Source organism: Streptomyces sp. NPDC002092 (assembly GCF_053593775.1).
This window is the reverse complement of sequence record NZ_JBSFDG010000001.1, coordinates 520820-534582: the sequence shown is the minus strand read 5'-3', so window position 1 is coordinate 534582 and position 13763 is coordinate 520820. Positions and strand designations below refer to the sequence as shown.

Here is a 13763-nt window from a genome sequence, read left to right as displayed (position 1 = left end):
CGTGCCACAGCAACTGACTGCGGTCCTGGTCGGAAGGGTTCCCGGGGGCGGGCCGGAGAACCCTCCGGAACGGCTGCCCGCTCACCGCTCGTGCAGGCGCTCCGCCGCCAGGTCGTCGGCGATCGCGGCGATCGTGGGCCGGCCCTCGACCCGCTCGACCCACTCGTGCGGCAGGCCGACGTCTCCGTGCACGGCGCCGAGGAGGTTGCCGCAGATGGAGCCGGTGGAGTCGCTGTCACCCGAGTGGTTGACGGACAGCAGCAGGGCCTCCTTGACGTCCGGCTCGACGAGGGCGCAGTAGACGCCCATTGCGAGGGCCTGCTCGGCGACCCAGCCCGCGCCGAGGGACTGGAGCTTCTCCGCGGTCGGCCGCCCCTGGGCGGCGAGGTCGAGGGCCCCCTCCAGGGCAGTCGTCGTCTCCTCGTGGCCGGGGTGGCGGGCCAGCAGCCGCAGGGTGCGCAGCACCGCGCCCTCCAGCGAGTCCCCCTCGACGGCGTACGCCACGATCGCGGCCAGCGCGCCCGCCGCGTAGTAGCCGGTGGGGTGGCCGTGGGTGATCTGGGCGCCGCGGGCCGCCATGGCGAAGGCCCCGTCGGCGGAGTTGATCAGGCCGAAGGGGGCCGAGCGCATCACGGTGCCGCAGCCCTTGGAGTCGGGGTTGACCCGGCCCGGCGTGCCGTCGAGCTTGATCATCGGGTCGGGATGGTACTTCTGGGCGACCCCGGAGAGGCAGGCGTTGCCGGGCGCGCGGCGGGAGTACAGCCAGGGCTCGTCGATCAGACCGCCCGTGGGGGCGCCGCCCTGCTCCGGGCCCGGCTTCGACTGGGTCTGCAGCCAGCGCTCGTACGCCTGGAGCAGCATGTGCGACCAGGCACCGCCGATACCCCTGATCCGCTCCCGGGCGTGCGCCTGGATCAGGGCCTCGACGGTGAACAGGGTCATCTGTGTGTCGTCGCTGACCAGGCCCAGCGCGCCGTACGCGCCGGGTACGAACCCGGTCACCCCGCGCTCCCCGTGGAGGGCACGGATACGGTCCAGGGAGTTGAACTCGATGGGATAGCCGAGGGCGTCACCGATCGCCCCGCCCAACAGGCAGCCGCGCACTCGGGCGCGGTACACCGAGGCGGTCTCCAAGGTCGGCTTCAACGGCCAGGTCATCTGCAGCGCTCCTCGACTACGGTCGTACGTATGACCATTGTCGCGACCGGAACCGCCACCCCCACGACCGGCCCCTCCGACAGGACCGTCGGCCCCCTGCTCAGGGCCTGGCGCGAGCGCCGCCGGGTGAGTCAGCTGGAGCTGGCGCTGCGGGCCGACTCCTCGGCGCGGCACATCAGCTTCATCGAGACGGGGCGTTCGCGGCCGAGCGAGGAAATGGTGCTCAGGCTCGCCGAGCATCTGGACGTCCCGGTGCGGGAGCGCAACTCCCTGCTGCTGGCGGCCGGTTACGCCCCGCACTACCCGGAGACCCCGCTCGACTCGCCCGAGCTGGACGCCCTGCGCCAGGGCATGGAACGCCTCATCCGGTGCTACGAGCCCTACCCGGCCTTCGTCGTCGACTCGGTGTACGACGTGGTCGCGGCCAACCGGGGCATGATGATGTTCCTGGACGGCGTCGCTCAGTCGCTGCTCGAACCCCCGCTGAACGCCATGCGGTTGACGCTGCACCCCGGGGGTCTCGCGCCGCGGATCCGCAACCTGCCGGAGTGGCGCGGGCATCTGCTCGCCCAGATGGAACGGGAGATCGCCCTGCACCGCTCCGCACCGCTGCGGGCGCTGTACGAGGAGGTGGCGGCCTACCCGGTGCCCCAGCCTGAGCACGGCCACCACCCCGGACCGGCGGAACCCGTCCCCTACTTCGCGCTTCCGATGCAGATCGAGCACGAGGGCCGGACGCTGTCCTTCGTCTCCTCCATCTCCACCTTCAACACCCCCATGGACGTGACGGTCGCCGAGCTGGCCATCGAGACGCTCCTTCCGGCCGATCCGGCGACGGTCAAGTACCTCCAGTCGCTGATGTCCTGACGGACGTCCACCGGACGGCCCGCGTGGCGAGCGCCTCATCGCGGAACCCGTGAGACTGGCGGCGGAACATGACACACTGCTGCGCGGTTGGTTCGGCGCGTAGGGGAGGCGTGGCGTGAGTGAGCGGCGTCCCGCGCCCACCGTTGGCCAGGTGGTGCTAGGCAGGCGTCTGCAGGAACTGCGGGAGGCGGCCCGGCTCAAACGGGAGGAGGCCGCACGCGTCCTGCGGGTGGCCCCCGCGACCGTACGGCGGATGGAGACGGCCGAGGTCGCCCTGAAGATCCCGTACATCCAGGTGCTGCTGGAGACGTACGGCGTCCCGGACGAGGAGGCGGCGGCGTTCGTCGCCCTGGCCGAGGAGGCCAACCGGCCGGGCTGGTGGCAGCGCTTCCACGATGTGCTGCCGGACTGGTTCAGCTTGTACGTGAGCCTCGAGGGCGCCGCCGGCATCATCCGCTCCTACGAGCCGCACTTCGTGCCGGGGCTGCTGCAGACCGAGGACTACGCACGTGCGGTGATGGAGGCGGGCACGGTCGGGCAGACCGGTCCGGAGACCATCGACCGGCATGTGTCGCTGCGGATGGCCCGGCAGCGGCTGCTGGACCGTCCGGAGCCGCCCCATCTGTGGGTGATCATGGACGAAACGGTTTTGCGGCGCCCCGTGAGCATCCGCGGCAAGGTGATGCGCGAGCAGCTGGACAAGTTGCTGGAGTTCGCCGAGCGGGACCGGGTCACGCTGCAGATCGCCGAGTTCAAGGACGGCCCGCACCCGGGGACGTACGCGCCCTTCACACTGTTCCGCTTCGGCGAGCCCGAGCTGCCCGACATGGTCTTCACCGAGTATCTGACCGGCGCTCTGTACCTCGACTCGCGCAAGGAGGTCTCCGCGCATCTGGAGGTCCTCGACCACATGACGGCGCGGGCCGCGTCGGCACAGCGCACGAAGAAGATCCTTCGGGAGCGCCGCGAGGACTTCTGAAGCACCCACCGCACCTGTCCGACCGGAGGAGAAGACCCCGCATGACCGGATCCGACGCCGCACCGCAGGTCGACACCAGCCGGCCGCACCCCGCCCGCGTGTACGACTGGTGGCTGGGCGGCAAGGACAATTACCCGGTGGACGAGGAGCTGGCCCGGAAGATCCTCGCCGTGGACGACAGCGCGGTGCGCGGGGCGCGTGCCAACCGGCGGTTCATGCACCGGGCCGTCCGCGCCGTCGCCGAGGCCGGGATCCGCCAGTTCCTGGACATCGGCACGGGCATCCCCACCGAGCCGAATCTGCACCAGGTGGCGCAGGCCGTGGCGCCGGAGTCCCGGGTGGTGTACGCGGACAACGACCCGATCGTGCTGCGGCACGCCCAGGCGCTGCTGCGCGGCTCCGAGGAGGGCCGCACCGAGTATGTGCACGCGGACGTGCGGGACATCGACGCCTTGCTGCAGCAGGCCGCCGAGACCCTGGACTTCGCACGGCCGGTCGCGCTGTCGCTGGTGGCGCTGACCCACTACCTGGACGACGACGTCCACGACCTCCTGGCGAAGTACGTCGCGGCGCTCGCCCCGGGCAGCCATCTGATCCTTTCGCAGGTCACCCCCGACCTCAATCCGGAGGCCATCGCGAAGGCGGCGGGGGCCTTCCGCGCGAGCGGCACCCCGTTCTTCCCCCGCTCGATCACGGACTTCCAGCGCTTCTTCGGGGGCCTGGAGCTGCTCGGCCCGGGCGTGATCCCGGTGACCGGGTGGCGGCCGGAGGCCGAGGACGTGGCGGCGCAGACGGAGGGCGTCGTTCCGGTGTACGCGGGGGTCGCCCGCAAGCCCTGACCTCCTGCCCGAGCACCCGTACGGGCGCCATGAACAGGTGCGTTCCCCGGCCCGGCCCTAGCGTCGAAGCACAGGGTGAGCAAGGGAGCGACGCAGGTGGACGACACGCGAATACCGCCCGCCGGGCCGGGAACGGCGCTGCCTCGCGCAGGACGCTCCTTCCGGCCCGGCGCCACCGCCACGGGCTCCTGCACACCGAAGGAGGCCTGATGCCCTCGGACGCCGTGCTGTACCAGGCGGCAGCGCTCTGCCTGACCTATCCCGACGCCGACTTCCGTGCCCGGCTGCCCCTGCTGCGCGAGGCGGCCCCGCAGCTGCGGGAGTTCACCGACCACGCGGCCGTCACCCCGGCCGGGGAACTGGCCGCTCACTACGTCCACGTCTTCGACTTCAAGAACCGGCACAGCCTCTATCTGAGCTGGTGGCGGGACGGGGACACCGGGCGGCGCGGCCTGTCGCTGGTCCGCTTCCAGGACGTCTACCGCGCCGCCGGCCTGGAGTTCACCGGCGAGGAACTGCCGGACTTCCTGCCCGCGGTACTGGAGTTCGCGGCCCGCACCGGCGACACGGCCCTCCTCACGGAACACCGCCAGTGCCTCGGGCAGCTCCGGGCCCGGCTCACCGACCTCGGTACCCCGTACGCGTCCGTCCTGGATGCCGTGTGCGCCACCCTGCCGATCCCCCACACGGAGGTTCGCTCATGACCACGCTCCTGTGGGGCGTTCTGCCGTATGTCGCCTTCGCCCTGCTCGTCGCCGGCCTGATCTGGCGCTACCGCTACGACAAGTACGGCTGGACCACGCGTTCCTCGCAGGTGCACGAGTCGAAGCTGCTGAACATCGCCTCCCCGGCCTTCCACTACGGCATCCTCTTCGTACTGGCGGGCCACCTGGTGGGGCTGTTCGTCCCACGGTCGTGGACCGACTCGATCGGCGCCCGCGAGCACACGTACCACCTGTTCTCGCTGTACGGCGGCACGCTGGCCGGCGCGCTGGCCGTCGCCGGGATCCTGCTGCTCATCCACCGGCGCCGCACGCACGCCCCGGTGTTCCGGGCGACGACCGTCAACGACAAGCTCATGTACGTCGTCCTGATCGCCGCCATCTGGATGGGCATGGCCGCCAAGCTCACCCATGTGTCCGGCGACGGCTACAACTACCGTGCGTCCATCGCCCCTTGGGCCCGCAGCCTGTTCACGCTCCAGCCGAGGACCGACCTGATGGAGGGCGTGCCGGTGCTGTACCGGGCCCATGCGACGATCGGCATGGCACTGATCGCCCTGTTGCCGTACACCCGCCTGGTCCACATGTTCAGCGCACCGGTGCAGTACCTGCTCCGCCCGTATGTGGTGTACCGCAGCCGCGACCCCAGGCAACCGGAGCCGCGGCCGGAGCGGCGGGGCTGGGAGCGGACCGGCGTGTGACGGCTATGCCGCGCCGCCCTTCGTGTCGCGGTCCTCGTCGACGATCTCGGCGTCGACCACGCCCTCCTCGTCCTGCGGCGGGGTGTGCTGTTCGGTGCCGCTGCCGGAGGCGCCCTGGTCGGCCTGGGCGTACATGGCCTGGCCCATCTTCTGGCTGACGGTGGCGAGTTTCTCGACGCCCGTGCGCAGCTCGTTGGTGTCGGCGTTCCGCTCCAGCAGGCCCTTGAGCTCCGTGGTTGCCGTCTCCACCTCCGACTTGGTGTCGGCGGGGATCCGGTCCTCGTTGTCCCGGATGAACTTCTCGGTCTGGTAGACGAGTTGTTCGGCCTGGTTGCGGGTCTCGGCGGCCTCGCGGCGCGCCCGGTCCTCCTCGGCGTACTGCTCGGCCTCCCGCATCATCCGGTCGATGTCGTCCTTGGGGAGCGCCGAGCCGCCGGTCACCGTCATCTTCTGTTCGCGGCCGGTGGCGAGGTCCTTGGCCGAGACGTGCATGATGCCGTTGGCGTCGATGTCGAAGGCGACCTCGATCTGCGGGACCCCGCGGGGGGCCGGGGGCAGACCCGTGAGGTCGAAGACGCCCAGCTTCTTGTTGTACGCGGCGATCTCACGCTCGCCCTGGTAGACCTGGATGCCCACCGAGGGCTGGTTGTCGGTGGCCGTGGTGAAGATCTCCGAACGCCGGGTCGGGATGGTCGTGTTGCGTTCGATCAGCTTCGTCATGATGCCGCCCTTGGTCTCGATACCCAGGGACAGCGGGGTGACGTCGAGGAGCAGCACGTCCTTGACGTCGCCGCGGATGACGCCCGCCTGGAGGGCCGCGCCGACGGCCACGACCTCGTCGGGGTTGACGCCCTTGTGCGGGTCCTTGCCGGTGAGTTCCTTGACCAGGTCGGTGACCGCGGGCATCCGGGTGGAGCCGCCGACGAGGATGACGTGGTCGACCGCGGACAGCTTGATGCCGGCGTCCTTGACCGCCTGGTGGAAGGGGGTCTTGCAGCGGTCGAGGAGATCGGCGGTGAGCTCCTGGAACTGGGCGCGGGTCAGCTTCTCGTCGAGGTGCAGCGGCCCCTCGGCGGAGGCGGTGATGTAGGGCAGGTTGATCGTCGTCTCGGACGAGCTGGACAGCTCGATCTTGGCCTTCTCGGCGCCCTCGCGCAGCCGCTGCACGGCCATCTTGTCGCCCGCGAGGTCGATGCCGTACTGCCCCTTGAACTTCTTGACCAGGTGCTCGACGATCCGCTGGTCCCAGTCGTCGCCGCCCAGGTGTGTGTCGCCGTTGGTCGCCTTGACCTCGATGACGCCGTCGCCGATCTCCAGCAGCGACACGTCGAAGGTGCCGCCGCCGAGGTCGAAGACCAGCACGGTCTGCTCCTCGCCGCGGTCGAGGCCGTAGGCGAGGGCCGCGGCCGTCGGCTCGTTGATGATGCGCAGGACCTTCAGGCCCGCGATCTCCCCGGCCTCCTTGGTCGCCTGCCGCTGCGAGTCGTCGAAGTACGCGGGCACGGTGATCACCGCGTCCGTGACGTCCTCGCCGAGATAGGACTCGGCGTCCCGCTTCAGCTTCTGCAGCACCCGGGCGGACAGCTCCTGCGCCCGGTAGCGGGTGCCGTCCACGGAGCCCTGCTCGGGGAAGCGCCAGCTCGCGTCGCCCATGTGCCGCTTCACGGAGCGGGCGGTCCGCTCCACGTTGGTCACGGCCTGCCTCTTCGCGACCTCCCCGACGAGCACCTCGCCGTTCTTGGCGAAGGCCACGACCGACGGTGTGGTCCTGGCCCCCTCCGCATTCGCGACGACGGTGGGTTCGCCGCCCTCCAGCACGGCCACCACCGAGTTCGTGGTCCCCAGATCGATCCCGACCGCACGTGCCATCTCCGTCCCCTTCCGCCAGGGCACTTCTCACACACCAGCACAAAACTTGAGTGCGCTGTTGTCAATGCCGCGTACTTCGGGTACCCGCAAACGACGGTGCCGCGCCCCCTGTCCCGGGGCGCGGCACCGAACGACGTCAGGGACGCAGGTGGGTGTCAGGCGAGCTTGGCCGACAGGGTGATCGTCGTGCCGGTGAGGGCCTGGCTGACCGGGCAGTTCTTCTTGGCGTCCTCGGCGGCGGCGACGAAGGCGTCGTTGTCGATGCCGGGGACCGTGCCCTCGACGGTCAGGTGGATGCCCGTGATGCCCTCACCCGGCTGGAAATTCACGTCGGCCGAGGTGATCAGCTTGGTGGGCGGGGTGCCGGCGCCGGCCAGGGCGTGCGACAGCGCCATGGAGAAGCAGCTGGAGTGGGCGGCGGCGATCAGCTCCTCGGGGCTGGTCTTTCCGTTAGCGTCCTGGGAGCGCGAGGCCCAGGTGACCGGCTGCTCGGCGATGGCACCGGAGGAGTCGAAGGAGACGACACCGTTGCCCTCGAGCAGGTTGCCTTCCCAGACGGTGTGTGCGGAGCGCGTGGTTGCCACGATGAATCCCTTCGAATTCTGGCTGTTCCTGTACGACACCATCCGATCACATTCCGGCTCACTGCACCCGGAACACCGGCCCACGCGCGGTGAACGGCAGCCGCGCCCCCTGCGGGATCAGATACGCGTGCTCGCGCCGCACCCGCAGGACGTCGCACCAGCCGTCCGTGATCACGAGGACGGGCGCGCCCGGCGGGAAGTCGTCCGCGCGGTGCAGGAGGTCGATCCCGGGCTGCAGGACCGTACCGCCGCGGCCGTGAACGCGTACCCGGCCGGCGATCTCAGTGACCGGCACGAAGCCCGCGTCGTGCGGGGCCGTGTCGCAGAAGACCATGCGGGCGGCCGGGACGTCTCGGGCCTCGGCGTAGGAGGCGATGGCGCCGAGGGCCTTGCCGAGCAGGGTGCGGTCCATGGAGCGCAGCGCCTCGGGGGTCTCGCCGATGGTGAAGTTCAGCAGGAAACGGTTGACGACGACGCAGCGTGCGGCGAGGTCATAGCGGTCCGGCTGGGTGCGCTCGCCCTTCGCCGCCGGGACGTGCCCGAAGCCGAGGTGCAGGACGGCGTGCGCGAGGGCCCAGGCCCAGGCGGCGGGTTCGGCCAGCCGGTGCGGATGGACGTGCAGGTCGGCGGCGGAGTCGACGACCACGAGTCCGTCGCGGGGCACGATCTTGCACTCCTCGTCGCGGCAGACGTCGAACTCCACGGCCGCGAGGGCCGGGTTCGCCTTCACCAGCGCCATCCCCGCGGCGAACGCCTCGGCCGCGAGATCCCGCTTCTTCTGCCCCTTGCCCTTGGTACGGCTCACCGCCGCGCCTCCACCAGCCGGGGCATGTCCCGGGCGGCCTCGATGAGGAACCACGAGGGCAGGACGGGGTTGCCGTCGGTGTCGGAGGCGATGACGGTCTGGGCGACCTCGACGGAGATCTCGGCGAGCTGCACCAGCAGCGACTTGGCGCGGTACGCGGTCTGCCTGCCGTTCGCCGACATGTGCTCCTTGCTGACCGGGAGTTCCTTGATCAGGCGGCCGCGGAAGGACTCGGCGAGGTAGTGGAGCAGGTCGCGGTCCTCGATGCGGTTCGGCCAGCGGGCGTCGCCCTTGATGATCGCCTCGATGCCGAACTGGCTGCGCACGATCTTGACGTAGCCGCAGAAGGCCGTGGCGTGCGCGGGCGTCAGCGTGCCGTGCGCGAGGACCTTCAGCGTCTCCTCGTCGAGGCCCTGGCCGAAGGAGTGCAGCGCGTCGGAGAGCATGTGCCAGGAGCGGGGCGTGGAGAAGGGCTCCTCGGTCTTCGGCGGCCTGGACCACAGGTGGTCGGGCCGGTCGGTGAGGTGGTCGAGGATCCAGGGGTGGATGTCGTTGTTCGCCGCCCAGCTCAGCCAGTCCTTGGCGGAGGCCTCCAGGTGGACGTGGGTGAGACGGTTGACGAGGGCGGAGGCGACGGGCCGGGCGAGCGCGTTGTCGGTGGCGCGGTTGCCGGCGCCGATGACGATCGATCCCTTCGGCAGCTCGTAGTTGCCGATACGGCGGTCGAGGATCAGGGAGTAGAAGGCCTTCTGGACGTCCGGGGTGGCCGCATTGAGCTCGTCCAGGAACAGGCAGTACGGCTCGTCGCGGGCGATCGCCTCCGGCGGGCAGAACACCGACCGTCCGTCGCGGATCTGCGGAACGCCGATCAGGTCCTCCGGGGCGAGCTGGGTGCCGAGCAGGCTCACGCTCCCCCACTGCCTTAAAGGCGTGGGGGGACCCCCACCAGGCCCAGCGACTCGGCGAAGTCCCGCACCAGGGAGGACTTTCCGATGCCGGGGGCGCCCCAGATGAAGACCGGCCGAACGGTGGCGAGGCCGAGAAGCAGTTCGGGGATACGGGCGGGAGTGACGGACACGGCAGCCTGCAAGAGGCGTCCCTCCGGGGTGTTCGAGAGGTTTGCGACTCGAACAGTGTGTGCGTACGGCCCCGGCGGCGCAGCCGAATTTCAGGCGGCCCGCTGCGCCTCGCCCTCGTCGGTGACCGGCACCTGGGGGCCGTCCGTCTCGCGCAGCCAGCGGCGCAGTACCCGGTGGACCTGTTCGGCGCCGGTCAGCTCCTCGCCGTCCTCCACGGGTGGCGAGAAGACGGCCGGCCAGAGCAGGAACGGCCGGCTCTGAGCGCCGCCGAGCCCACCGTGCGAGCCGATCTGTTCCTCGAAGGCGAGGACCTCGCCGTCCGCCGGGTCGTGGAAGGAGTTGACCATGATGTCGGCGGTGTGCGGGAAGGAGTGGGTGCGGCGCACGGCGTCGGCGGCGCCGGGACCGAACGCCTCCAAGGGGCCGGGTTCGTCATCGAGTTGGTCGAGGGGTATCTCGGCGCCGTACGCGCCCAGCACCACCCCGCCGTGCTCCTCGCTGCGGACGAGCAGGAAGCCGACGCCGGGATGGTTGGCGAGGGTGGTCAGCAGCGCGGGGTGGCGGGCGTCGATCTCCTCCTTGCTCATCCGGTGCGGCACGTCCGGGAAGGAGACCAGGCCGAGGTTGCCGGAGGCCAGCACGAGCGGCTCCGAGCGGCGGGAGGGACGGTGCTGTTCGCCGCCCTCCTCGACGGGTCTGCGCAGGGCGGCACGCACGGCTGCTCGGGCCTCGGCCCCGCTGTGCGTGCGCTGCGCCCTGCGCGGCACGGGCAGCCCGCAGCCGGCCCGCACCAGATCGCCGAGGCCCAGGCCGTAGCGGGCGCGGAAGGTCTCGCCGGGGCTCTGGCCGTGGTCGGACAGGACGACGATCCGGTACGGCCGCGGGGCGTGCTCGGCGACGTTGGCGATCAGTGCGAGGGCGCGGTCGAGGCGTTCGAGCACCTTCTCCGCGTCGCGGCTCGTGGGCCCGGAGTGGTGCGCCACTTCGTCGTACGCCACCAGGTCGGCGTAGACGGCGGTGCGTCCGGCGAGCATGTCGCCCATCACCGCGGCGACCACGACGTCCCGTTCGACGACGGTCGCGAAGGCGCGGACGAACGGGTAGAGGCCGCCCCGTGCGACGCGCGGGCGCTGCTGCCTGATCCGGGCCCGGGTGGACTCGCCTATCTCGCGGCCGACTTCCGCGACGAAGGACATGGCGGTGCGCACGGCGTTGGCGGGGTCGGAGAAGTACGCGAAGTAGCCGGCCCGGGACCGGTTCTCCCGGCCGCGGCGACGGGTGGCGATCGACAGCACCAGGGCCTGCTCGTCGGCGCCGCCGCTGAAGAGGTTGCCGCGGCTCGCGCCGTCGGCGGTGAGGAGGCCGCCGTCGCCGGTGTGCTCGACGGCCCGGCGCTGGAGTTCGGCGGCGCTGGTCGGCCGGTTGCAGACCATCACCTCGCGGGTGTCCTTCTCGTACCAGCGGAACGCCGGGACGTCGTGGTTGCTGCCGTGCAGGATGCCGAGCTGGCTGGCGCCGGTCTGGCTGGACCAGTCGGTGCGCCAGGGGGTGAGCCGGTGGGTGGTCCCCAGCCAGCGGGCGACGGTGGGCAGCACGCCCTTGCCGACCGCGGCCAGCAGTACGTCGTGGCCGACGCCGTCGAGTTGCAGGAAGACCGTGCCCGGGGCGGACGGGCCGGGCGGCAGGCGTCTGCGGCGGCGGTCGGCGAGGCGGTAGAGGCGCCGCCGGTACGCGTCGTCGTCGCGCACGGCCAGGGCGGCGCCGGTCGCGGAGGCCACGGCGGACATCACGGCGGCCACCACCACGGCCGTCTCCGGCGCCGCCTCGGCGCTGCTGGCCGGGTTGAGCCGCAGGGCGACCAGCAGCAGCGACCCGTTCAGGACGAAGACGAGCAGGCCCAGCACCAGCGCCGGCACGAGCAGCAACAGCCGTACGAGCAGTGGCCAGACCAGGGCGGACAGCACACCGAACGCGCCGGCGCCGAACGCGGCGGTGACGGCGATGTGGGTGGCGCTCTCGCCGTCGGCGGACTGCAGGCGGAAGTCCGGCAGGATCCCCGCGAGCACGAGCATGGTGACCGTGGAGACCGCCCACACCGCGACGCTCCGCCCGATCTGACTGGCGGCCCGCCGCCAACGCCCGCCACGCACGCCCTGCCCACCTCACGTCCCGGCCCGTCGTCGGTGCGGGCCTGTACTTCAGACTGTCACACGGGTCGGACAATGCGGTCCGTCGCGGGGAGCGGGGTCTCAGCGCCCGTCGTACCCGGCCGTCGGCATCGACAGCCGCCGGTGCACCCGGGCCTTCATCTGGGCGTCGTAGCAGGGCTCCTCGAACCCGACCGTCTCCACCCGCACCCCGCGCCGGGCGCACTCCGCGGTGAACTCCTCGACGGACGACAGCGCGCTCTCCAGCACCCGGCGGCTGGGCGCCACGAACAGGTCGATCCCCGGCCGGACGCCGTCCCACAGCACACAGTGGTCGGCGCGCAGTCCCCGCACCAGCAGCTCCCGGCTGACGATGTAGCCCCGCTCGGCGGCCCAGCGGGCGCACATCGCGTGCTGGCTGCGCGAGTCCACCAGGAAGGGATCGTCGTCCAGCTCCTGCAGCGGCGTCAGACTCGCGATCGCCGTGACCCGCACCGGTCCCATGGCGTCCCCCTCACCTCCGGGTTTCGGCGCCGACCCTACTCCTGCCCGTAGGCTTCGGGGAGTCGCGCGAAGGAGGCAAAGAGGTGCCGGTGGAGATCACCTGGTGGGGTCACGCGACCTGTACGGTCGCGGACTCGGGCGTACGGCTGCTCACGGACCCTCTGTTCGCGCGCCGCCTCGCCCATCTCCGCCGCCGTCGGGGAGCGCTGCCGCCGCCCGGCGCCCGGCGCGCGGATGTGGCGCTCGTGTCGCATCTGCACGCCGACCACCTGCATGTTCCGTCGCTGGAGCGGCTCGCTGAGGGCACGCGCCTGCTGGTGCCCCGGGGCGCACCCCGGGCCGTGCCGGGACTGCGCCGGCTCACCCATCTCACGGTGAGCGAGGTGGCGCCCGGGGACCGGGTGACGGTCGGTGACGTGGTCGTACGGGCCGTCCCCGCACGGCACGACGGGCGGCGGCTGCCCCTCGGACCGCATCGCTCGCCCGCTCTCGGCTATGTGATCGAGGGCGAGGCGCGGACGTACTTCGCCGGTGACACCGGGCTGTTCGACGCGATGGAGCAGGAGGTCGGGCAGGTCGACGTGGCGCTGCTGCCGGTGGGCGGCTGGGGGCCCTACCTCGGCACCGGGCATCTGGATGCGGGGCGGGCGGCCCAGGCGCTGGCCCGGCTGGCGCCGCGCAGTGCGGTGCCGGTGCACTACGGCACGTACTGGCCGATCGGGATGGACGCCGTGCGCCCCCATGAATTCCACGCGCCCGGGGACGAGTTCGTGCGCCTCGCGGCGGAGCACGCGCCGGATGTCGAGGTGCACCGGCTCGGGCACGGGGAGAGCGTGCGCCTGGAGGTCGCTCGGTGACGTGGCTTGCCGCTACGGCGGCGATCGTGCCTCCGGAGTCGACGCAGCGGGCGATCGGCTATCCGTCGCTGTTTCTGCTGGTGCTGTTCGGGGCGCTGGTGCCGGTGATTCCCACGGGGGCGCTGGTGAGTTCGGCGGCCGTGGTGGCCTTTCACCAGACGGCGCCGTTCGCGTTGGCGCTGGTGTTCGTGACGGCGTCGCTGGCGGCGTTTGTCGGGGATGCGGCGCTGTACTGGCTGGGGCGGCGCGGGATGCGGTCGAAGAACGGGTCGCGGTGGCTGGAGGCGATTCGGGCGCGGGCGCCGGAGGAGCGGCTTGCGCAGGCGCAGTCGAAGTTGGCGGGGCACGGGGTTGCCGTGCTGGTGTTGTCCCGGCTGGTGCCGGCCGGGCGTATTCCCGTGATGTTGGCTTGCCTTGTGGCCGAGTGGCCGTTGCGGCGGTTTGCGCGGGGGAATCTGCCGGCGTGTCTGGCGTGGGCCGTCACGTATCAGGTGATCGGGATTCTGGGTGGGTCGCTGTTCAAGGAGCCTTGGGAGGGTGTGGTGGCGGCGGTGGCGCTGACGCTCGTCATCAGTGTGGCGCCGAGCGTGTGGCGCCGGGTTCGATCTGACGGGTGAGGGTGCGTTGCGGGGCGCGGGTGCGGTGTGGTTTC

Annotated in this window: 12 protein-coding genes and 2 pseudogenes; 7 read left to right on the top strand and 7 right to left on the bottom strand. The window is 71.4% G+C overall.

The window, feature by feature from the left end; genetic code table 11:
- Window positions 1-81: 81 nt before the first annotated feature.
- A complete protein-coding gene (locus ACWCRD_RS02445) occupies window positions 82-1158 on the bottom strand; it encodes an ADP-ribosylglycohydrolase family protein (RefSeq protein WP_450964084.1) in 1077 nt (358 codons plus the stop codon).
- Between the two features lie 30 nt (window positions 1159-1188).
- Between ACWCRD_RS02445 and ACWCRD_RS02440 the strand changes: the two genes are divergently transcribed.
- The 5 genes from ACWCRD_RS02440 (at window position 1189) to narI (ending at window position 5266) form a co-directional block, all read left to right on the top strand.
- On the top strand, window positions 1189-2025 hold the full coding sequence (locus ACWCRD_RS02440) for a helix-turn-helix domain-containing protein (protein WP_450964083.1): 837 nt from the start codon (window positions 1189-1191) through the stop codon (window positions 2023-2025).
- A gap of 115 nt (window positions 2026-2140) precedes the next feature.
- Window positions 2141-3004 carry a helix-turn-helix domain-containing protein gene (locus ACWCRD_RS02435; protein WP_450964082.1) on the top strand — a complete coding sequence of 288 codons (864 nt, stop codon included), beginning with the start codon at window positions 2141-2143 and terminating at the stop codon, window positions 3002-3004.
- A 41-nt stretch (window positions 3005-3045) separates the two neighbouring features.
- The gene (locus ACWCRD_RS02430; protein WP_450964081.1) at window positions 3046-3843 is read left to right on the top strand and encodes an SAM-dependent methyltransferase; all 798 of its coding nucleotides are present in this window, start codon (window positions 3046-3048) and stop codon (window positions 3841-3843) included.
- A gap of 209 nt (window positions 3844-4052) precedes the next feature.
- Window positions 4053-4547, top strand: coding sequence for a nitrate reductase molybdenum cofactor assembly chaperone (gene narJ, locus ACWCRD_RS02425; RefSeq protein WP_450964080.1), 495 nt, complete (start codon window positions 4053-4055; stop codon window positions 4545-4547).
- Window positions 4544-5266, top strand: coding sequence for a respiratory nitrate reductase subunit gamma (narI, locus tag ACWCRD_RS02420; protein ID WP_450964079.1), 723 nt, complete (start codon window positions 4544-4546; stop codon window positions 5264-5266). Before narJ ends, narI begins: the two co-directional genes overlap by 4 nt.
- A gap of 3 nt (window positions 5267-5269) precedes the next feature.
- Here the strand turns inward: narI and dnaK are convergent, their stop codons facing one another.
- The 6 genes and pseudogenes from dnaK to ACWCRD_RS02390 all read right to left on the bottom strand — a co-directional run bounded on the left by dnaK (window position 5270) and on the right by ACWCRD_RS02390 (window position 12254).
- The gene (gene dnaK, locus ACWCRD_RS02415) at window positions 5270-7135 is read right to left on the bottom strand and encodes a molecular chaperone DnaK (protein WP_450964078.1); all 1866 of its coding nucleotides are present in this window, start codon (window positions 7133-7135) and stop codon (window positions 5270-5272) included.
- Window positions 7136-7290: 155 nt separating this feature from the next.
- On the bottom strand, window positions 7291-7719 hold the full coding sequence (locus tag ACWCRD_RS02410) for an OsmC family protein (RefSeq protein ID WP_099934526.1): 429 nt from the start codon (window positions 7717-7719) through the stop codon (window positions 7291-7293).
- 58 nt (window positions 7720-7777) lie between these two features.
- A pseudogene (locus ACWCRD_RS02405) lies at window positions 7778-8137 on the bottom strand (DUF2201 family putative metallopeptidase); the annotation flags it as partial.
- Between the two features lie 383 nt (window positions 8138-8520).
- Window positions 8521-9614 (bottom strand): annotated as a pseudogene (locus ACWCRD_RS02400) (ATP-binding protein).
- A 78-nt stretch (window positions 9615-9692) separates the two neighbouring features.
- Window positions 9693-11699 (bottom strand): alkaline phosphatase family protein, encoded by a 2007-nt coding sequence (locus ACWCRD_RS02395; RefSeq protein ID WP_450964359.1) that lies wholly within the window; start codon window positions 11697-11699, stop codon window positions 9693-9695.
- Between the two features lie 153 nt (window positions 11700-11852).
- On the bottom strand, window positions 11853-12254 hold the full coding sequence (locus ACWCRD_RS02390; RefSeq protein WP_266962764.1) for a hypothetical protein: 402 nt from the start codon (window positions 12252-12254) through the stop codon (window positions 11853-11855).
- An 83-nt stretch (window positions 12255-12337) separates the two neighbouring features.
- On the opposite strand from ACWCRD_RS02390, the gene ACWCRD_RS02385 reads away from it, so the two are divergent.
- A complete protein-coding gene (locus tag ACWCRD_RS02385; protein ID WP_450964077.1) occupies window positions 12338-13111 on the top strand; it encodes an MBL fold metallo-hydrolase in 774 nt (257 codons plus the stop codon).
- Complete coding sequence (locus ACWCRD_RS02380; RefSeq protein WP_450964076.1) at window positions 13108-13728, top strand: DedA family protein; 621 nt, start codon at window positions 13108-13110, stop codon at window positions 13726-13728. The genes ACWCRD_RS02385 and ACWCRD_RS02380 overlap by 4 nt, the downstream gene beginning before the upstream one ends.
- Window positions 13729-13763: the final 35 nt, after the last annotated feature.

Excerpts from the sequence above, each read along its gene's own strand:
- ACWCRD_RS02445 (WP_450964084.1), bottom strand. The coding sequence starts at position 1,158 with ATGACCTGGCCGTTGAAGCCGACCTTGGAGACCGCCTCGGTGTACCGC.
- ACWCRD_RS02390 (WP_266962764.1), bottom strand. The coding sequence starts at position 12,254 with ATGGGACCGGTGCGGGTCACGGCGATCGCGAGTCTGACGCCGCTGCAG.
- narI (WP_450964079.1), top strand. The coding sequence starts at position 4,544 with ATGACCACGCTCCTGTGGGGCGTTCTGCCGTATGTCGCCTTCGCCCTG.
- ACWCRD_RS02440 (WP_450964083.1), top strand. The coding sequence starts at position 1,189 with ATGACCATTGTCGCGACCGGAACCGCCACCCCCACGACCGGCCCCTCC.
- narJ (WP_450964080.1), top strand. The coding sequence starts at position 4,053 with ATGCCCTCGGACGCCGTGCTGTACCAGGCGGCAGCGCTCTGCCTGACC.
- dnaK (WP_450964078.1), bottom strand. The coding sequence starts at position 7,135 with ATGGCACGTGCGGTCGGGATCGATCTGGGGACCACGAACTCGGTGGTG.
- ACWCRD_RS02430 (WP_450964081.1), top strand. The coding sequence starts at position 3,046 with ATGACCGGATCCGACGCCGCACCGCAGGTCGACACCAGCCGGCCGCAC.